We start from the raw sequence: 19968 nt of genomic DNA on the forward strand, positions 1-19968 counted from the left end.
GTGTCAGGATGCAGGAATACGAATGGTTTGCCCTACCATAACACGGTCATCATTGAGGCCGTTATACTGCATCAGTTCGCTGACGGTTGTCTGGTTCTCCCGAGCGACACCTGAGAGCGTATCCCCCCGGCGAATCCGGTACTGACTGACACTGCCATCGCCACGGCCGTTCTGCTTCTGCCACGCCAGCAACGTGCCTGGCGGGGGCGTTTTCTGGAAGTAGTCATCGATACCCCGAAACACCGCCTGGGACAGTTTTTCACGATACCAGGCACTGGAAAGGTTCTGCTCTTCCTTCGGGTTCGAGATGAATCCCGCCTCAACGAGAACCGATGGAATATCCGGTGATTTCAGCACCGCAAACGCAGCCTGCTCAACGCCTTTCTTGTGAAGCTTGGCGACACTGCCAAGCCTGCCGAGGATAGAGTCCCCGACACCGAGGCTGGAATTGATGCTGGCGGTCATGGAGAGGTCCAGCAGCACACCCGCCAGCATGTCATCTCGACCATCAAGGGACACCCCACCGGCACCCCCGATCAGGTCAGAGCGGTTCTCGGTCTTGGCCAGCCAGCGGGCGGTTTCACTGGTGGCACCCCGCTGTGACAACGCAAACACCGAAGCACCACGGGGCTGAGGCGTGCGAAAGGCATCGGCGTGGACCGACACAAACAGGTCGGCGTTGTGCTTCCGGGCCAGCAGTGTGCGGCTACGCAAATCGATGTAGTAGTCGCCGGTACGGGTTAGCTTGGCGGTATAACCCGGCTTGGCGTCGATCAGTTCCGCCAGGGTTTTCGACATTCTCAACACCACGTCCTTTTCTCGGGTGCCCCGGGGGCCGATTGCTCCCGGGTCTTCGCCGCCGTGGCCGGCATCAACCACCACGATAATATCCCGCTTGCCGTTGGCGTTTTCGGTGACGGTTGGCTCCGAAGGCTTTCGAGCCTTCAGACCACCTTCGTCGATCAGGTCAACGACCAACCGGTGACCGTACTGCTGATTGGGTTCGAGCTGAAAGCTGCGCGGCTTGATGTCACTCTTCAGATCGAGCACTACCCGAAGATCATTACCGTTGCGCGGGGCGCTGCGGATACGCTTTACGGGACTGCCCGAGAGATCGAGCTTGTCAAAATCGGCCTTGAGCGTCGTGTTCTCAAGGTCAATCACCAGGCGCGAAGGCCCGGAAAGGGCAAACACCTTGTGATCAATCTTGTCGGCAACATCCAGCACCAGCCGGGTATGGTCCGGCGCGGGCCAGATCCTCACGCCTTCCACGTTAACGCCCGCCATTGCTGCCATAGGAAACAACAGAGTCAGCATTACACTACCGGCCAGGCACCATCTGGAGAACATTCTTGCCATCATTTTCCTGCCCACCTGCACTGATCACACATAATTAACCTCGAACACTCGACAACGGTATTGCCGCAAGCCTGGCCTGCAGCCCCACACCCACAGCCGTTGCCGCCGAGACAAGCGCTTTACGCCCATCTCCACTGACACTCAAGCGTATCCAAAGGTCGGGATCCGGAAGGATTCCCTGACCCCGCTCGGGCCACTCAATCAAACAAAGGCTCTGGCCCTGAAAGTAATCACGTATACCCATGTACTCCAGCTCCTCCGGATCACCCAATCTGTATAGGTCGAAGTGGTAAGCGGGAGGGCTCAGGTGCTCATACGGCTCCACAATGGTGTAGGTCGGACTTTTAACAGCCCCGTCATGACCAAGGCCACGCATGACTCCACGGCTCAGGGTCGTCTTTCCCGTACCCAGGTTGCCCTCGAGAAATACAGTGGCTCCCTGTCCGACCTGAACCACAACGGTAGCGAGCCCCCTTCCAAGGTTTTCTGTTGCCACCTCATCCTTCAGGAACAGCGAGAGCTCCTGCGCTGCAACGTCCATCATTCGTCTCCACCACCGCCAACCGAACGACGATCCGGCCAGCGCTCAGAATCCACCAATACCTGTGACAGGGCCTCAATAACGTCCATCGGCAACAGCCCCATATAACCGCGGGTTTCCGACGCCAGGTCCGCAGCCGCCAGATGCAATGCAGCGCCTGCCGAGGTTGCAACACGGGCATCCTTCAGTTGAGCGTACAAACTACCCAGCACGCCCGAAAGAACATCCCCCATGCCACCAGTCGCCATGCCAGGGTTACTGCCGCTGACAACGTCCGGCACTGCACCTCCGCCTGCCACCACCGTTCCGGCCCCCTTAAGTAGCACAACTCCGCCAAACATCTGAGAGATTCGCCCGGCAGCGCCTACACGATCCTCTTCAATTTCCGCCACATCACACGCCAGAAGCCGCGCCGCCTCTCCAGGATGCGGGGTAAGGATATGATTGTGTGCCGGCTGCGCCACCCTTGAGGCCATCAGGTTGAGGGCATCTGCATCGAGCACCCTCGGCTTACCGCTCGCAACCACCTGCTGGAGCATCTGCTGCCCCCAGGCACCCTGGCCGATGCCCGGACCACAGACTATGACATCCGCCGCTTCAATCAACGGCGGCAGTTCAGAACCATGAATCAGCCCCTGCACCATGACCGATGGACAGCGCGCGAGGGCCGGTGAGACGTATTCCGGGCGCGTGGCCAGCGTAACCAGTCCGGCACCGGCTCTTGCCGCTGCTTCGGCTGCCAACAGGCCGGCACCGCCAAAACCCCGGTCCCCGGCCACCACGAGCACGTGCCCGAAACGACCCTTATGCGCGGTTCTTGATCGCCTGGGGATGACCGAACGAATCGACCGCCAGTCAACCCGGCGAGCAAAAGGCTGCTGACCGCTCTCGGAGGCCCAGTCATCGGTATCCAGGGACTCGAACAGGATGTCACCCCCACACTCAGCCCCCTGCCCCGTAAACAGTCCGGCCTTGAGCCCAATAAAGGTCACTGTTGCATTAGCCCGTATCGCCTGTCCGACCACCGCTCCAGTGGTTGCGTTCAGGCCGGACGGCAAATCAATCGCCATTACGGGCGCAGGCGCCTCATTGCACGCGTCGATCATCGCCGCAAAGGGCTCCCTGGGAGCGCCTGTTACGCCGGTTCCCAACATGGCGTCCACGATTAAACCGACGCTGGCAATTGATCGCTGCGCATCGCCGCTACCAAGATCCGCAAGTTCCCGCACTTTTACCCCATCGGCCACGGATTTTTGCCAGGCCTTGCGGGCATCACCAGATAATTTTCCCGTCGGCGCAACGGCAATACAGTCCACATCCAAACCATGGCGTACGGCATTGGCCGCCACCAAATAGCCGTCACCGCCATTGTTGCCGGCGCCACACAGCACCAGAACCCGGCCCGGCTCAGGCCAGTTGCGTACCAGCCTGCGAAACGCACCGGCGGCTGCGGCCTGCATCAGGTCAAATCCGTCAACCCCTTGTTGATCAATTACATAGCGATCAATCTCCCTCACCGCATCGGCGGAGTAGAGGTCTTCTGGTAAACTATGACCACCAGACAGGGGCATGAAAATCGGCTCCCGCTAAAGAATTCGGATTAAGAAAATCGGCCAGATACCTGTAAAGAATAGCAAAACAGCGGAAAAGGTCATAACTTAATCAAATTAAACTTCATTACCCTTCGGGCCGCCGGGAAAACCGGTTGCCACTCGACTGGCACTCCATGACCGAATCGATCGATCAAAACCTCGAACATCTGCCGGAACACATCCAATCCTGGGCCCGGGAACTCGGCTTTAGTGATGTCGGCATTACCCTCCCGGACACCGGTGCTCACGGAGCTCGCCTGAAGGACTGGCTCCGCAAGGGTTTTCACGGCGAAATGTCGTATATGGAAGATCATGGCGACAAACGCTATACCCCCACCTCACTGGTGGAAGGAACGCAAAGAGTCATTTCCGTGCGGCTGGACTACCTGCCTGCGCCCGATAACCCGGGGCGAATACTCACTAACCCCGAGAAGGCCTACATTACCCGCTATGCCACTGGGCGTGACTATCACAAGCTGATGCGCAAACGACTGGCGACCCTGGCAAAACGCATTGACGAGGCAGTATCGGGATACGATTACAGAGCTTTCGTAGACAGCGCTCCTGTGCTCGAAAGGGCCCTTGCCCAGCGCGCGGGCCTGGGCTGGATTGGCAAGAACAACATGCTGATTCATCCAAAAGCGGGGTCGTTTTTCTTCCTCGGAGAAATCTTTACCAGCGCGCCATTACCGCTGGACGAACCGTTTGAAAAGGAACATTGCGGCAGTTGCGCCGCGTGCCTGGACATCTGCCCCACAGATGCCTTTGAAGGCCCCCACAAACTCGATGCCCGCAAATGCATCAGCTACCTCACCATTGAACTCAAGGGCAGCATTCCGGAAGAACTGCGCCCCAAAATGGGTAACCGCGTGTTCGGTTGTGACGACTGCCAACTGGTCTGCCCCTGGAACAAGTTCAGCAAGCCAACGGCGGAAAAAGACTTCCAGCCCCGCCATGGCCTGGACAACAGCGAATTGGCTACGCTGTTCCTCTGGACGGAAGAACAATTCCTCAAACGCACTGAAGGCTCCGCCATCCGCCGCACCGGTTACGAGGGATGGCTGAGGAACCTGGCGGTGGGCCTTGGCAATGCGCCTTCAACCATCCCAGTGATCGAGGCCCTAAAACAGCGGGCTGACTTTCCGTCAGAGATGGTTCGGGAGCATGTGCACTGGGCCCTTCGCAGGCACGGCTTATAGCTTGAAAGCGCCGCAGCCTACAGTTGGAAGAAGTGTTCCCGATAATGCCGCAGCTCCTCTATGGAGTCGCGAATGTCGTCCAACGCCAGGTGACTGCCTTTCTTCTTAACCCCGTCCAGCACATCCGGGCGCCAGCGCCTCGCCAGCTCCTTGATGGTACTCACATCCAGATTGCGGTAGTGAAAGAAGGCTTCCAGTTCCGGCATGTACTTCACCAGGAAGCGACGATCCTGGCCGATGCTATTGCCACATAATGGGGACTGCCCCGGCTCGAGATACCGCTGCAGGAATTCCAGGGTTTTCTGTTCGGCATCGATCTCGCCGTACTTACTGTCCTTTACCCGCTGGGTCAGTCCGCTTTCGCCATGGGTCCGCGTGCACCACTCGTCCATTTCACTGAGCAGTTTGTCTGATTGGTGAACGGCAATCACCGGCCCTTCTTCAATCGTGTTCAATTCAGAATCCGTAACGATGGTTGCTATCTCGATGATGCGCTCTTTTTCCGGGTCTAACCCCGTCATTTCCAGGTCAATCCAGACAAGGTAGTTGGCTTCTGGCATTCGGTGACTCCCAGCCTTCCAATGCGTGCATGGGTGGCCGGTCACTGCTTCCCGGGATACGCTACAAGCACATCCATGTGCGCTCGACTGAAACCATCCCTGGTTTCAGACGCTCCCGGGAAGCAGTGACCGGCCACCCTCGTAATATTGGTAATATATCGGCCAATCCCGACAGAACAAACAGGCTCTGACGAAATCATTCACGTATGATGTTACAGCAATCACCATTTCCCAGCAGGAATTAACCGACCCACGATATGGCTAAACGTCGACTCAACAAGCAGCAGCAGTGGCGCATCAAGAAAATTCAGCAGGAGCGGGCTGCACGGGCGGCGAAGAAAGAAGAATCCATCAGCGAAAAGCTGGACGCTGGTGATCTCGGCCCGGAGCAACAAGGCCTTGTTATCGCTCACTACGGCCAGCAACTCGACGTGGAAGCCCTGGAGGGGGAAGACACCGGCACGGTGCTGCGCTGCTTTGTGAGAGCGAACATCGACAGCCTGGTAACTGGCGACAAGGTGATCTGGCGCCCAGGCAGCGACAATACCGGCGTCATTGTGGCGCGTTGCGACCGTCACACCCTACTGCAACGGCCCGACAACTTCGGCGCACTCAAGCCCGTCGCTGCCAATATTGACTACATCATCCTTGTGATCGCCCCCGAACCGGAACCCCACGACAACCTGATTGATCGTTATCTGGTGGCGGCCGAGAGCACAGACATTCCGGTCATCATCCTGCTCAACAAGACCGACCTGGTGACTGACCAGAATCGGGAAGCAATCGACCAACTTCTGGCTCGCTACGAAAAGCTCGGATATCGAATAGAACGCACCTCCGCAAAAACCCTGGAGGGTGAGCAGGCGGTTAGGGTTGAAGACCTGGTAAAAGGTCAGACCAGCGTATTCGTGGGTCAATCGGGAGTTGGCAAATCGTCCATTATCCAGACGTTATTGCCGGAAGCATCGATCCGGGTAGGCGCGGTCTCGGAGAGCACCGGAAAAGGGGTTCACACCACCACAACCGCCAAACTTTTTCACCTCAACTACGGAGGCGACCTCATCGATTCGCCGGGTATCCGGGAGTTCGGGCTGTGGCACATGACACCACAAGAGATCGAGTACGGCTTCCGGGAGATACGTGACCTGATCGGTCACTGCAAGTTCCGCAATTGCAGCCATATGGGTGACCCCGGCTGTGCCATTGTGCAGGCTGCCGAGGATGGTCGCATCAGCACGGAGCGACTGAAAAGCTTCAACCGGATTCTTCAGGATATGGCGGAACAGCAGTCACGGGGACTGAAAGCCGACTGAACCGGCTTACCAGTTCAGCTCTCCGGGCTTGGGTTCTTCCTTCTCTTCCGCCCAGCTGCCTTCTTCCAGCCGTTTCATTGCCTCCTGCTGCTCCTCTTCAGAGGGGGCAGTCAGGTCAATCAAGGGCTCACCCGATCGACTGGCATTGCTCTGGATGCCAGCCGCTGTCTTTTTGTTCATCACGATAATGGAAATACGACGATTAACCGGCGCCTGAGGATCGTCCTGATCAAACAGCACCGAATCGCTCAGCCCCACAACCCGGCCAATTTGCTCCTGCCTGACACCGCCTGCAACGAGCGCTCTGCGAGCCGTGTTGGCCCGGTCCGCCGACAATTCCCAGTTGGTGTAACCCGGGCGACCGCTGAAGGGCGTGGAGTCGGTATGGCCGGTAATGCTCAGTTTGTTGTTGACGGTGCCGAGTGTCTTGGCAAGCTCAAACAGGATATCTTGAGAATAATACTTGAGCTCGGCCCGACCACTGTCAAACATGGGGCGCTGTGAGCGGTCGACGATCTGAATACGCAGACCCTCGCTGGTGATATCGATCAGCAACTGATCTTTGAACTCCTGAAGGGTTTCGCTCTGCTCTATACGGTCCTGAAGGTCCTGAAAGAGCTCCTCCATCTGCCGCTGCTCCAGAGTCTGCGCCAGCTCCTCCACAACCTGGTCTTCGATCTGGATATCGCTACGCTCGATGTCCTCGCTGCTTTCGTTGATCACCGAGGCACTGCCCTCAAGATCCACCGGATTGGGAGACCCACCCTCAGTAAACCCGACCGGGTCCTTGAAGTAACCTTCCACAGCACGAATCTGTTCAGGAGACGCCGTTGCGGTCAGCCAGAGCACGAGAAAAAACGCCATCATGGCGGTAGCGAAATCGGCGAAAGCCACTTTCCATGACCCGCCGTGGTGCCCAGCCGCAACTTTCTTTTTTCTCTTTACGATGATTGGCTGTTCTTCCAAGAAACTGCTCCTGACGGCTCTTGCTCAGACTATTTTGAACGCACGTGGTCGTTGAGTTCCTGAAACCCGGGCCGCTTATCCGACGGCAGGGCCTTGCGGCCGAACTCGATGGCCATCTGCGGCGCCTGGCCCGACACGGTGGCAACGATTGCGGATTTGGCGCATTCGTAGGCCTTGATCTCGTATTTGGCGGTGTGCTCCATGGCAATGGAGGTGGGGCCAACGAAGCCATACCCCATCCAGATTCCGAGGAACGTTCCCACCAGCGCCGCCGCCACGCTGAGGCCAATTCTTTCAGGGCCCTCACTCAGGAAGTTCATGGTGATAACAATACCGAGCACGGCTGCGACAATCCCGAGGCCTGGCAGAGCATCGGCTATCTTGTTGACAGCGTGGGCTGGCTCTTCAAGTTCGTGCTGACGACTCTCGATCTCATTTTCCATCATGCCTTCGAGCTCATGGGTTGCCATGTTCCCGGAACTGATAATTCTCAGGTAGTCGGTGATAAAGGCCAGCAGGTACTTCGACTTAATAATGGCGGGGTAACGGCTGAAGATCTGGCTTGACTCCGGATTGTCGATGTCTTCCTCGATGGCCATCACACCCTGTTTCCTGGATTTGTCGAAAATCTCGTACATCAGGCTGAGCAAATCCATGTAAAAGGACTTGTTGTAGGGAGAACCCGTCAGTTGGCTGAGGACACCTTTCGCCACTTCCTTGATGGTGTGCAGGGGGTTGGCAATGATGAACGACCCCACTGCAGCGCCGCCGATAATGAGTATTTCCGTGGGCTGCCACAACACCAGAAGATTACCACCATGGAGGACATAGCCGCCGAGGACGCTGGCAATGACAATGACTGCACCGATTATGAGTAGCATGGATTGAGAACACACCTTCTATGATTTCTGTCAGGCTAGGCGCCTGAAGCGGAGCCGCCTGGCCGGCCTGCACAGATAATAGCAAGCAGCGGACCGAACCGCGAAGATATGAAACAATTTCTATACACACCCCGCGATTTGTTAAACTTCGCGCCTTTGAGCGCCAAGGATCACTTTCCAATGTTCGACAAGCTGTTTGTAATGAGCCAGTACATAACGCCGCAACTCGCGGTTTCACGCCTTGCGGGCCGACTTGCGGACAATGAAAGCATGCCCGGGCTAAAGGATCGTGTGGTGAAGTGGTTCATCGGCCGCTATGGCGTCAATATGAGCGAAGCGCTGGAACCGGACCCGGCGGCCTATGCAAGCTTCAACGCCTTTTTTACCCGCGCCCTGAAACCCGGCCTGAGGCCCGTGGACGAGCGAGAAAGCACTCTGGTCAGTCCCGTTGACGGCGCCATCAGCCAACTGGGTCAAGTCAGCAATGATCGGGTATTCCAGGCCAAGGGCCAGTCCTTCAGCCTCAACGAACTGCTCGGTGGCGATGAGGATCGGGCGGCAAGCTTTACCGATGGCGAATTCGCTACCATCTACCTCTCCCCTAAGGACTATCACCGCATTCATATGCCGCTGGCCGGCACGCTCCGGGAAATGGTGTACGTTCCCGGCAAGCTGTTTTCCGTCAACCCAACCACCGCGGAGAACGTGCCCAACCTGTTCGCCCGGAATGAGCGGGTTGCCTGTCTATTCGACACCCCGGCAGGCCCAATGGCCCTCGTGCTGGTCGGCGCAATGATCGTGGGCAGTGTCGAGACGACCTGGGCTGACGTCGTGGCACCCGGCGGGGGTGAGGTTTCCGAGAGTCGCTATGACAGCCTCAAAACACCCATCCAGTTTGAAAAAGGCGAGGAAATGGGACGGTTCCGCCTGGGCTCAACGGTGATCATGGTTATGCCCAAGGGCGCTGTGAAATGGAACGCCAATCAGGTAGCAGGCGGTACGGTGCGTATGGGTGAAGCTTTCGGCGACATCAACACCGGTCAGCCGGGAACGCAATAACGCCGGGCAACTCATCAAGCCCCAACTTCAGCATCAACAGGCGGTCCAGGCCCAAGGCCACTCCGGAACAATCGGGCACCCCCGACTCCAGGGCCGCCATGAACGACTGGTCGATGGGCATCTCGGGCTTTCCCACTCTGCGGCGAGCCTGGTTGTCCGCCTCAAACCGACGCCTCTGCTCGTCGGGATCGGTCAGTTCCCAGTAGCCATTGCACAGCTCCACACCGCCCACGTAGAGCTCGAAACGATGAGCCTGCCGCACCCCGGACCGTTCAGACACACGGGCCAGTGCAGCCTGGGACTCCGGATAACCGGTCACGAATACCGGCCCAACGCCCGCCAGTGCCGGCTCCACCTGAGAGCTCATCAGCAGATCCAGATAATCGTCACGAGAGAGGCCATCCAGCTGGGATGGCTCCATCCATTGTTCGCAACGCTCTGACAACTCGTCATTACCGGCCAAAAACGGATCAACACCCGCGAACCGGACAAACGCATCGCGATAATCCATGGTGCGTGGCGGCTCACAACCCAGCCAGCCACAAACCAACTCGGAGACCTCTTCCATCAGATCGACATCCGTAAAACCGGGCCGGTACCATTCAAGCAGGGAAAACTCAGGGTTGTGTCGCCGCCCGAACTCACCGTCGCGAAACACCCGGGCGATCTGATAAATAGGGCCGGATCCAGCCGCCAGCATCCGTTTCATGTGATATTCCGGGGATGTCTGCAGCCACCCGCCCGCTGGGCGAACTCCGATCGAGGCGGGATTCGCGGAGATACTGTCAATATTGATATCAGTAACACCGTGCCGGCCAAGTACGGGCGTCTCGACTTCCATCACATCACGTTGCGCAAAAAAGCCACGCACCCAGGCAAGCTGTTGTGCGCGGCTTTTAAGAGCCACCTGTGAAGCCGAGGGCCGCCACTGAAGGGAGTCAGTCACCAGGGCTCCAATCAGCTGTTTTTGACCCGGTTGACGTATTCACCGGAGCGAGTGTCCACCTTGAGCACTTCACCAATGGTGATAAATAGTGGCACGTTGACAACGGCACCCGTGGAAAGCGTCGCCGGCTTGGAGCCACCCTGGGCGGTATCGCCTTTCATACCCGGATCCGTGTCCACCACTTCCAACTCGACAAAGTTGGGCGGGGAGACTGTCAGAGGCGCGCCGTTATAGAGTGTTACGGTATAAACATCCTGCTCTTTCAGCCATTTAAGCGAGTCACCAACCGCCTTGGCATCCGCCGGAAACTGCTCGAAAGACCCGTCGGTTTTCATGAAGTGCCAGAATTCGCCATCGGTATACAGGTACTCCATTTCCAGATCGATCACGTCAGCAGCTTCCAGGCTCTCGCCGGATTTGAAAGTGCGTTCCCACTGCCGGTTGGTCATCAGGTTACGCAGTTTTACCCGGTTGAATGCCTGCCCTTTGCCGGGCTTTACGAATTCGTTCTCGAGAATAATGCAGGGGTCGCCGTCCAGCAAAACCTTAAGACCGCCACGGAATTCGTTGGTAGAATATGAAGCCATGAAATTATCACCTGAAACGATGCTTTTGGAAATTCGAAGCTGGCTATGATACAGCGAACCGCCACCCGTATAGAAGCCCGCCCCGTCGATCACGCTGATCACAGCTGGCAGCGACTGCTCTCGGAGTCCGTCACTACGCCGGATGCCCTCCTGCGCCGGCTTGACCTTGACCCGGCAGCTTGGCTCCATGGTGCGAACGAAGGCCACCGATTGTTCCCCATACGGGTACCCGAACCCTATCTGAATCGAATCACGAGGGGCGATCCCGACGACCCCCTGCTACGTCAGGTGCTGCCTTTATCGTCCGAAGCAGACACCTATCCCGGGTTTGTCTCCGACCCACTTCAGGAAAGTGGCTCGATGCCAGCGACCGGGCTGATTCGCAAGTACGATAGCCGCGCCCTGTTAATGGTGACCGGGCAATGCGCCATCAACTGTCGCTACTGCTTCCGCCGCCACTTCCCCTACGAGGACCACCGACTGTCGCCGGAGGACCGGTCGCAGGCCCTCAAGGCCCTCTCCGACGATACTCGCATAAACGAAGTGATTTTCAGCGGGGGCGACCCGCTGGTGGCGAATGACCGGCTGCTGTCGGCCTGGGCGGAGGCACTGGCAGCCATCCCACACATCCGCAGGCTGAGAGTCCATACCCGACTGCCCGTCGTCATCCCCCAGAGGGTGTCTGATTCGCTGATCGCGTGGCTCTCGGGCTCACGCCTGCAGTCTGTCGTCGTCATCCATGTCAATCATCCCGCCGAACTGGATGCCGACACGCAACAGGCCCTCGGGCGACTGAAAGCCGCGGGCGTCACATTGCTGAACCAGAGCGTGATATTGAAAGGCGTGAACGACAACGCCAGAGTGCTGGCGGAACTCAGCGAGCGATTGTTCGAGTGCGGTGTACTGCCCTATTACCTCCATGCCTTCGACCCAGTGGCCGGCGCCCACCACTTCGAAGTTAGTGACGACAAGGCTCGGGACCTGGTACGGCAACTGATCACAGTGCTGCCAGGTTTCCTGGTACCCAGGCTTGTCAGGGAGATTCCGGGCCAGCCTGGAAAAACACCATTGGACCTGTTTGCGTGACCCATTTGGCAATGTTGGCCCAATTTTACTTGTTAAACATTGTCAACTCGTGCTTTTCTCGCTTTTTGTTGTGCGTTTGCTATTTTACAGTGCAGAAAGCGATAACAATAAAAACCGATATTCGCGGCGTTTTCCGATTAAAACACGCAGGCGTTACCAAGATACGCCTGTAGTTCGTGGTGCAACCCGGAGTACCTACCGTGGTCCAGACAATTGGCGTGATAGCATGGAAGGCATGATTCTGAAGCCCGATCTCCGCGTTCCTGAACAGAAGACGGCAAGTCTCTCTTTTTGCCAGACTTCCCCCAAAGCCTTCAGGGACTGGGTAAACCAGTTACCAATGGCGAATATTGGGGAAGCTTCCCGGCAGCTCTATCACGCCATCATTGAACTCAATCATCTGTTTATCGCGCCTCAGCAGCGGCTGCAACTGCTGGAACTGATTCGCCCGAAGATTCACTTCGTCTGCTCCGAACTGTCTCGCCACTACCTTGGCTTGGCCGTTGCCCTACCGGAAAAACAGCGCAAGGTTGCCAATCTGTCCCAAGCCCTGCAGCTCCATGCCGCCAGCGGCTACAAACTGTGTGTGCTTGAGTTCATGGACAACGGCGGCCTGGACAAAAATCGCAAGGCGGTCTCGACAGCGATTCACCGCGCCATCTCAGAGTTGGCGGCTACGATCGTAAGGGCCCATCAACTGTATTGCCCAAGCCCTGCGCAAAGTTGGCTGGAATGTCATCGACTTTTCCGATTCGCCCATCGCAACAAGATTCAGGGGCTGTCCGTCGACGACGATACTCTGACCCATCGCCGTGGAAGCTCCGTGGAAGACTGCTACAAGCGCATCCTGCTGCTAGGCTGCGCCCGCCCCAATCAACTCCGGCAAGGCGAGTTGGCGCAGGTTTACGAGCTGTTCGAGAACTGGACCCACCTGGTTTCCTGCGGGCCCGAAACCGATAACGACAGCCTGTTCGTGGTAAACATGGAGCGGGACACCTCGCCGGTCTACCGCAGCCTGCTGGAACAAAAGCCGGGTAACGACTGCTACAACTTCGACACTCGGGAATTATCAGAACAGATCACGGACGCCTTGCACGCCCGCAACAAACGGGATGGTGGGTCCAGCGAACTTGAGCTGCCCTCCCGCATTGGCGACACACTTCTGACTCACCTGAGCCAGGCGCTCGGCATCCTTGCCAAGCGCAACTTCAATCGCATTGCCAGTCAGGGCACGCTCGAGATATGCGTAGGCCTGACCGCAACCCATTATTACGTGGCCGGCGAAAAAACGTTCAACGAGTTTGTCAGCGGCAACGACAACCAGAACGGCGACGACAACATGTTCCTGCGCTCGTCCCGGCAGAAACAGGATGCCTGGGCCGGCGCCCATGACGCCGGGCCCAACGACGAGCCATTGCAATCGGCAGATACGCCAATCAACTTCCGTAACAGTATTGGCGCCACACCAGACAGTGAAAGTGATCGAAGAAAACCCAAGCGCCACCATGCACTGCTGGTGAATACTAGTCCCGGCGGATACTGCGCCGCGTGGGAGACCAACGTCCCCTCCTCCCTTCAGGCGGGCGAGGTTCTCGGCGTCCGCGAGCAGTCAAACCACCCTTGGAGCGTAGCGGTTGTGCGCTGGATAAGACAGGTTCGCAACCAGGGCACACAGGTTGGCATTGAGCTTTTGGCCCCCAGTGCGGCGCCATGCGGCGTAAGACTGATTCAGAAAGTTGGCAACAGCAGCGAGTACCTGCGCGGCCTCTTGCTACCGGAAATCAGCGTCGTTAACCAGGCAGCAACCCTAATCACACCGCGACTTCCGTTCCAGTCCGGCAGCCGGATTTCATTGCTTCATGACGGTCGGGAAGATCAGGGCACACTGTCCCGCAAGATTTCAGCGACCGGCAGTGTCAGTCAGTTTGAACTCAAGCTTCAGAGCGCCAGTGTAACGCCAGCCGGCGGCAATCCGCCGGAGGCAGGCACCAGTGAAGACGAGTTCGACTCACTATGGCCCTCGCTATAGCGCACCGTTACTGTGAACGGGCGCTTATGAACCCGCCCGAAGGGTTGTTATTAACCGGTAACCCCTGCATCATTCAGCGTTAGTGAAAGCCGGCCCCGTGCTCTGAGTTCTACGACAGGTGTCGGCACAGCCAACGTGTATCACGAGACATCTGACGAAATGCAGAAAAAGAACGCAACCGTACACCTGCTCATCCTTGATCCGTCCCAGAACGACGCCGAGACCCTGGTCAGCCTGCTCCGAAACTCGGGCAAAGCCACGCGAGCCCATCGCATCACGTCCGAGGAAGACCTTGAAGAAACCCTGAAAACGGGTAACTGGGACCTGCTTTTAGCGCGCGACGATGTTGAACAGGAGTTCGGCGCAGATGGCGCCCTGGCGATGATTCGGCGCTTGGACAAGGACATTCCGTTCGTTCTCCTGACCGGCGAATTCAATCGCGAGCGCACAGTCTCCATTATGAAAGCCGGTGGACAGGACACGGTTCCGTTCGAGAACACGGATCAGTTGGTGCTGGTGGTTAACCGGGAGCTGAGCGCCCTGGAGGATCGGCGGCGTCGCAGGACTCTCGAATCCCACCTACGGGAATCTGAACAACGCTGCCAGCTTCTGCTGGAAAGTTCCAAGGACGCCATCGCCTACATTAACGATGGCATGCACATCTACGCCAACCAATCGTACATGGAGTTCCTGGGCTACGACGACATCGACGACCTGATCTGCATCCCTGTGCTCGACACCCTGACACCGGAAAGCCAGGAAAAATACAAGGAGTTCATGAAATCCTTCGCCGATAGTGGTGAGGATGGCATGACCATGAACTGCGTCGCCCGCCGCAGTGACGACCAGGAACTCAGCGTCACCATGTCGGTATCCGCAGCGACGTATGATGGTGAGACCTGCACCCAGATCGTGATCCAGCCAGAGCACAGCGACGCGGAGCTGGAAGAGAAGATTCGTCAGATCAGCAGCCAGGACCTGCTAACCGGCCTGTTCAACCGTCAATACCTGATGGATGCCTTGGGCCAAACGATTGCGACGGCTGGCAAGGACAACAAGACTGGTGCACTGGCCTATATCGCCCTGGACAACTTCATGAGCCTGAAAGGTCAGGTGGGCATTGCCGGCGCCGACCTGATGCTTGGCGACCTGGCTACTCTGCTGAAGGAGCAGGCGCCGGAGAATATGGTCCTCGCCCGCCTCAGCGACGACGCCTTCTGCCTGCTGTGCCAGCCGTGCGAAGAGAAAGTCATGGCGGAGCAATGTGAAGCCATTCGCAAGAAGGTCGAAGACCATCTGTTCGACATCAACGGCCGCACGGTACAACTGACTCTCAGCATCGGCGTTGCCGCGATTACCGAGAATGCACCCAAGGCACCGGACCTGATGGGCCGGGCCCACACCGCCTCATCGGAGCTGAAGAAAAAGCCGGGCCATGAGCAGGGCAACGGCGTTCTGGTGTACAACCCGGCAGATTACGAGGCCATGGATGAAAGCAACTCGGTCGATGCCATCCAGAAAGCCCTGGATGACAATCGCTTCAAGCTGCTTTTCCAACCCATTATCAATCTACGCGGCGAGGGTGAAGAACACTACGAGGCCTTCGTCAGGATGTTGAACAAGGACAACGAGGAAGTCTCACCGTACGACTTCCTGCCGCCCGTTGGCCCCTCGGAGATGGCTATCAAGATTGACCGCTGGGTGATTCTGCAGACCATCAAGCAGCTTTCCAGCCATCGATCGCGCGGGCACGATACCCGCCTGTTCCTGAACGTGACGGCAGAGACCCTGGAAGACAAAACCTTTACCCCCTGGCTGAGCGTGGCCCTGAAGGCAGCTCGCCTGCCGGGCGACTCACTGATCTTCCAGATACGCGAAGGTGATGCCAACAACTACATGAAACAGGCCAAAGAGTTCGCCAAGGCGGTTCACGAGCTGCACTGCAAGGTCTCGATCTGCCAGTTCGGGTGCGCTCTGAATCCGTTCAATACCCTGAAGCATATCGACGTGGATTACGTGAAGATCGACGGTTCCTTTACTGAAGAACTTCAGAAGAAGGACGACGCCAAGGAAGAGGTCAAGGAAATGGTCAAGAGCCTGCAGAGTGCAGGCAAGCTGACCATCGTGCCTCTGGTCGAGAACGCCAGCGTGCTTGCAACCCTGTGGCAGGCTGGAGTGAACTACATCCAGGGCTATTATCTGCAGGCCCCGGTTCCGGAGATGAACTACGACTTCGGTGACCACTGAAGAATCGCGCGGCATAGCCCTCCCATGCCGCGCGTTCTGCTACCTTTCCCGGGCCTGCAGACTGTCGCTTTCCCTGAACCCGATCAGGTAGAGGATCGCATCCAGCCCCAGCGTCGAAATCGAATGCCGTGCGGATTCCTTGACCAGGGGTTTGGCCCGAAAAGCCACCCCGAGCCCCGCCTGGCTTAGCATGGGCAGATCATTGGCACCATCACCCACCGCAATGACCTGTTCCCGTGAAATATGCTCGCGTTCCGCAATTTCCTGAAGCAGTTCCGCCTTGCGCTTGCCATCAACAATCTGGCCCGACACCCTGCCCGTCACCTTGCCGTTTTCAATTTCCAGCTCGTTGGCGTACACATAGTCAATCCCGAGTTTTTTCTGCAGATGGCGAGCAAAGTAGGTGAAGCCACCAGACAGTATCGCCGTTCGGTAGCCCAGGGATTTCAGGCTCAGTATCAGGTGTTCCGCACCTTCGGTTAGATTCAGGCGGGCGGCGATGCCCTCAAGCACGGATTCATCCAACCCCTGGAGAAGCGCCAGACGCTCTGCAAAGCTCTGCCCGAAATCCAGCTCACCCTGCATAGCTCGCTCGGTGATCTCCGCCACCTGCGCCCCAACGCCGGCTTCCAAAGCCAGTTCGTCGATCACTTCGGCGTCGATCAGGGTGGAATCCATATCGAACACGACAAGCCGTCGATTACGGCGGAAGATGGAGTCCTCCTGGAAGGCAATATCCACGTTCATCTCTCCGGCGATATGCAGGAAGTCGGAGCGCAGCTGTTCGAGATCAGATGGTGTGCCACGGACAGAAAATTCCACGCAGGCAATGCGGTTCTCGGAGGAATTCAGCGACGGGCGGGCAGAAAGCCGGCTGATGTTATCGATGTTCAGGCCATGGCGAGCGGTAATCGCAGACACCCGCGCAATTTGCTCGGCCTTGATATCCCGCGACAGCAGCGTGACGATGTAACAGGCGCGGTTACGCCCCTCCGCCCACTGCTGATACTCCTCGATCGTAATCGGCGCAAAACGCACCTGCAGATCCAGCGCATGCAGTCGGAACAGAAGGTCGCGAATCACCGGTGAGGATTTGGACTCATCGGGGATCTCGATCAGGATACCCCAGGTCAGGTGGTCATGGATCACCGCCTGGCCGATATCCAGAATACGCACATCGTACTGTCCCATGATGCCGGTTATCTCCGACGTCAGGCCCGGCTTGTCGCGCCCCGAAACGTTAATCAGAACCAGTTCACTCACTGTCAGGCTGCTCCTCTGCATTGGCAACGCTGTCTGCATCGGAAACGCCTGCCGCATTGCTGGCTGACTGAATCACATCTATCGCATCCACTCTCTGAAGCCCGCGAGGCAGTTTATGGCCACGGCGGCCACGCTCGCCCAGGTAGTGCTCCAGATCGCTGAACTGAAGCCCCATCTTGCGCTTGCCGGCACGAATCTCCAATTGGTCGTCCTCAGCGAAAACGGCAACAGCCACCACATATTCTTCCCGGTTCTGAACCCGCGCCGAGGGAATGCTGATGATCTTGTTGCCCTTGCCTTTGGCCAGCTCCGGCAGCTCGCTCAGCGGGAACACCAGCATCCGTCCTTCATTGGAAATGGCGCCCAGATAAAGCGGCTTGTCCGAGCCGGGCACCACCACCGGCGACATGATCTTCGCCCCTTTCGGTACCGACACCACGGCCTTGCCGTTGCGGTTTTTGCTGATCATGTCATTGAGGGAGGTCACGAATCCGTAGCCGCCATCGGTGACCAACAACACCTTCCGCGCTGGATCGCCCATCAGCAACCCAGAGAACGTTGCCCCCGACGGCGGATTGATACGGCCACTCAGAGGCTCGCCCTGCCCCCGCGCAGATGGAAACGTATGGGCGACCAGGGAGTAAGCCCGCCCCGTGGAGTCCAGGAATACCGCCTGCTGGTTATTACGCCCCTTGGCAGCCATGGCAAAACTGTCACCCGCCTTATAGCTAAGCCCCTCAGGCTCAATATCATGCCCTTTGGCCGCCCTGACCCAGCCCTTCTCCGACAGCACAACCGTGACCGGATCGTTGGAAACCAATTCGGTTTCGCTGAAGGCCCTGGCTTCCCGGCGCTCGACAATGGGTGAACGACGATCATCCCCATAGGTTTCCGCATCCGCCAGCAATTCGTCCTTGATCAGCTCCCGCAGGCGGTCCTCGGAGCCAAGAATCGCCTGCAGCTCATCCCGCTCAGCCGACAGCTCGTCCTGCTCGCCACGGATTTTCATTTCCTCAAGCTTGGCCAGGTGACGCAACTTCAACTCAAGAATGGCTTCAGCCTGCTCTCCGGACAGCCCGAAGCGGGACATCAACTCTGCTTTGGGTTTATCTTCGTAGCGGATAATCGCGATAACTTCATCGATGTTCAGATAGGCCACCAACAGGCCTTCAAGAATATGCAGACGCGCCAGGACCTTATCCAGCCTGTGCTGCAGGCGCCGGGTGACGGTGGTGCGACGGAAGCTGAGCCACTCCGTCAGCATTTCGCGCAGGCCCTTCACGCCCGGGCGGCCGTCATTGCCGATGACGTTGATATTCACCCGATAGGTTTTCTCCAGATCCGTGCTGGCAAACAGGTGGGCCATCAGCCCTTCCTGATCCACACGATTGGAGCGTGGAACGATCACCAGCCGGGTCGGGTTCTCATGGTCGGATTCGTCGCGCAGGTCCGCGACCATGGGCAGCTTTTTGGTCTGCATCTGCTGGGCGATCTGCTCCAGCACCCGGTTCCCGGAGACCTGATGAGGCAGGTCGGTCACCACGATTTCCCCGCTCTCGTTGATCCAGCGCGCCCGCATTCTTAGCGAGCCCCGGCCGGTCTCGTACATCTGGCGGATATCCTTGCGAGGCGTAATGATCTCCGCGTAGGTGGGAAAGTCTGGCCCCTGGACATGCTCACACAGGTCATCGGTGGTGGCCTCCGGCTGGTCAAGCAGCCTTACACAGGCCGCTGCCACCTCCCGGACATTGTGCGGCGGGATGTCCGTTGCCATACCCACGGCAATACCGGTGGTGCCGTTCAAAAGTACGTGAGGCAGCCTCGCGGGCAATACTGAAGGCTCGTCCATGGTGCCATCAAAGTTTGGCACCCAGTCCACTGTGCCCTGCCCCAGCTCGCTGAGAAGGACATCCGCGAATTTCGCGAGACGGGATTCTGTATAACGCATGGCCGCGAAAGATTTGGGGTCGTCAGGCGCGCCCCAGTTGCCCTGGCCATCCACCAGTGGGTAGCGATAGGAAAACGGCTGAGCCATCAACACCATGGCTTCGTAGCAGGCACTGTCGCCATGGGGGTGAAATTTACCCAGGACATCGCCCACCGTACGGGCAGACTTCTTATACTTTGAGGTGGATTTCAAACCAAGCTCGGACATGGCGTAGATAATACGCCGCTGCACCGGCTTCAGTCCGTCTCCGACGTTGGGCAACGCCCTGTCCAGAATGACGTACATGGAGTAGTCGAGGTAGGCCTTTTCGGTGTAGTCCCGCAATGAAACCCGCTCAAAGCCTTCATCCGTGGTCTGAAACTCTGGCATGGATGCCCCTTTGTTATTGCCTG

Annotated in this window: 16 protein-coding genes; 6 read left to right on the forward strand and 10 right to left on the reverse strand. The window is 57.8% G+C overall.

Translation table 11 applies throughout. From position 1 onward, the window contains the following. Positions 1-3: 3 nt before the first annotated feature. From B2590_RS04585 to B2590_RS04595, 3 genes are read right to left on the reverse strand one after another with little or no spacing between them, the layout of a single operon-like run. On the reverse strand, positions 4-1359 hold the full coding sequence (locus B2590_RS04585; RefSeq protein ID WP_041332406.1) for an N-acetylmuramoyl-L-alanine amidase: 1356 nt from the start codon (positions 1357-1359) through the stop codon (positions 4-6). A 34-nt stretch (positions 1360-1393) separates the two neighbouring features. Continuing rightward, positions 1394-1900, reverse strand: coding sequence for a tRNA (adenosine(37)-N6)-threonylcarbamoyltransferase complex ATPase subunit type 1 TsaE (gene tsaE / locus B2590_RS04590; RefSeq protein ID WP_269400112.1), 507 nt, complete (start codon positions 1898-1900; stop codon positions 1394-1396). Next, positions 1900-3471 (reverse strand): NAD(P)H-hydrate dehydratase, encoded by a 1572-nt coding sequence (locus tag B2590_RS04595; RefSeq protein WP_269400103.1) that lies wholly within the window; start codon positions 3469-3471, stop codon positions 1900-1902. Before B2590_RS04595 ends, tsaE begins: the two co-directional genes overlap by 1 nt. A gap of 155 nt (positions 3472-3626) precedes the next feature. Here B2590_RS04595 and queG point away from each other — a divergent pair, with 155 nt between their 5' ends. Further along, positions 3627-4691, forward strand: a complete 1065-nt coding sequence (queG, locus tag B2590_RS04600; protein ID WP_036209717.1) for a tRNA epoxyqueuosine(34) reductase QueG — start codon at positions 3627-3629, stop codon at positions 4689-4691. Positions 4692-4708: 17 nt separating this feature from the next. Here the strand turns inward: queG and orn are convergent, their stop codons facing one another. Then, on the reverse strand, positions 4709-5251 hold the full coding sequence (gene orn, locus B2590_RS04605; protein ID WP_036209714.1) for an oligoribonuclease: 543 nt from the start codon (positions 5249-5251) through the stop codon (positions 4709-4711). A gap of 257 nt (positions 5252-5508) precedes the next feature. Here orn and rsgA point away from each other — a divergent pair, with 257 nt between their 5' ends. Continuing rightward, positions 5509-6564 (forward strand): small ribosomal subunit biogenesis GTPase RsgA, encoded by a 1056-nt coding sequence (rsgA, locus tag B2590_RS04610; RefSeq protein ID WP_269400104.1) that lies wholly within the window; start codon positions 5509-5511, stop codon positions 6562-6564. A gap of 6 nt (positions 6565-6570) precedes the next feature. Here the strand turns inward: rsgA and motB are convergent, their stop codons facing one another. After that, entirely contained in the window at positions 6571-7530 is a 960-nt protein-coding gene (motB, locus tag B2590_RS04615) for a flagellar motor protein MotB (protein ID WP_036209707.1), read from the reverse strand. A 29-nt stretch (positions 7531-7559) separates the two neighbouring features. Continuing rightward, positions 7560-8411, reverse strand: a complete 852-nt coding sequence (gene motA, locus B2590_RS04620; RefSeq protein WP_075196537.1) for a flagellar motor stator protein MotA — start codon at positions 8409-8411, stop codon at positions 7560-7562. A 180-nt stretch (positions 8412-8591) separates the two neighbouring features. Here motA and asd point away from each other — a divergent pair, with 180 nt between their 5' ends. Further along, positions 8592-9470 carry an archaetidylserine decarboxylase gene (asd, locus tag B2590_RS04625; protein ID WP_269400106.1) on the forward strand — a complete coding sequence of 293 codons (879 nt, stop codon included), beginning with the start codon at positions 8592-8594 and terminating at the stop codon, positions 9468-9470. Here the strand turns inward: asd and epmA are convergent. Continuing rightward, on the reverse strand, positions 9442-10416 hold the full coding sequence (epmA, locus tag B2590_RS04630; protein ID WP_269400107.1) for an EF-P lysine aminoacylase EpmA: 975 nt from the start codon (positions 10414-10416) through the stop codon (positions 9442-9444). The genes asd and epmA overlap by 29 nt on opposite strands. Positions 10417-10427: 11 nt before the next feature. After that, positions 10428-11003, reverse strand: a complete 576-nt coding sequence (gene efp / locus B2590_RS04635) for an elongation factor P (RefSeq protein ID WP_036209698.1) — start codon at positions 11001-11003, stop codon at positions 10428-10430. Between the two features lie 45 nt (positions 11004-11048). Between efp and epmB the strand changes: the two genes are divergently transcribed. The 3 genes from epmB to B2590_RS04650 all read left to right on the forward strand — a co-directional run bounded on the left by epmB (position 11049) and on the right by B2590_RS04650 (position 16365). Further along, positions 11049-12089, forward strand: coding sequence for an EF-P beta-lysylation protein EpmB (gene epmB, locus B2590_RS04640; RefSeq protein WP_075196540.1), 1041 nt, complete (start codon positions 11049-11051; stop codon positions 12087-12089). 226 nt (positions 12090-12315) lie between these two features. Beyond that, the gene (locus B2590_RS04645) at positions 12316-14118 is read left to right on the forward strand and encodes a GTPase (protein ID WP_273066141.1); all 1803 of its coding nucleotides are present in this window, start codon (positions 12316-12318) and stop codon (positions 14116-14118) included. A 159-nt stretch (positions 14119-14277) separates the two neighbouring features. Then, positions 14278-16365 (forward strand): EAL domain-containing response regulator, encoded by a 2088-nt coding sequence (locus B2590_RS04650; RefSeq protein WP_036209690.1) that lies wholly within the window; start codon positions 14278-14280, stop codon positions 16363-16365. Positions 16366-16404: 39 nt separating this feature from the next. Here the strand turns inward: B2590_RS04650 and serB are convergent, their stop codons facing one another. After that, positions 16405-17628: a phosphoserine phosphatase SerB gene (serB, locus tag B2590_RS04655; RefSeq protein WP_136633265.1), complete on the reverse strand. Its 1224-nt coding sequence runs from the start codon at positions 17626-17628 to the stop codon at positions 16405-16407. Continuing rightward, positions 17621-19945 carry a DNA topoisomerase IV subunit A gene (gene parC, locus B2590_RS04660; RefSeq protein ID WP_036209686.1) on the reverse strand — a complete coding sequence of 775 codons (2325 nt, stop codon included), beginning with the start codon at positions 19943-19945 and terminating at the stop codon, positions 17621-17623. Before parC ends, serB begins: the two co-directional genes overlap by 8 nt. Between the last annotated feature and the right edge of the window lie 23 nt (positions 19946-19968).

This window comes from Marinobacter sp. UBA3604 (genome assembly GCF_002375325.1).
GTDB classification, from domain to species: Bacteria; Pseudomonadota; Gammaproteobacteria; order Pseudomonadales; family Oleiphilaceae; genus Marinobacter; species Marinobacter salarius.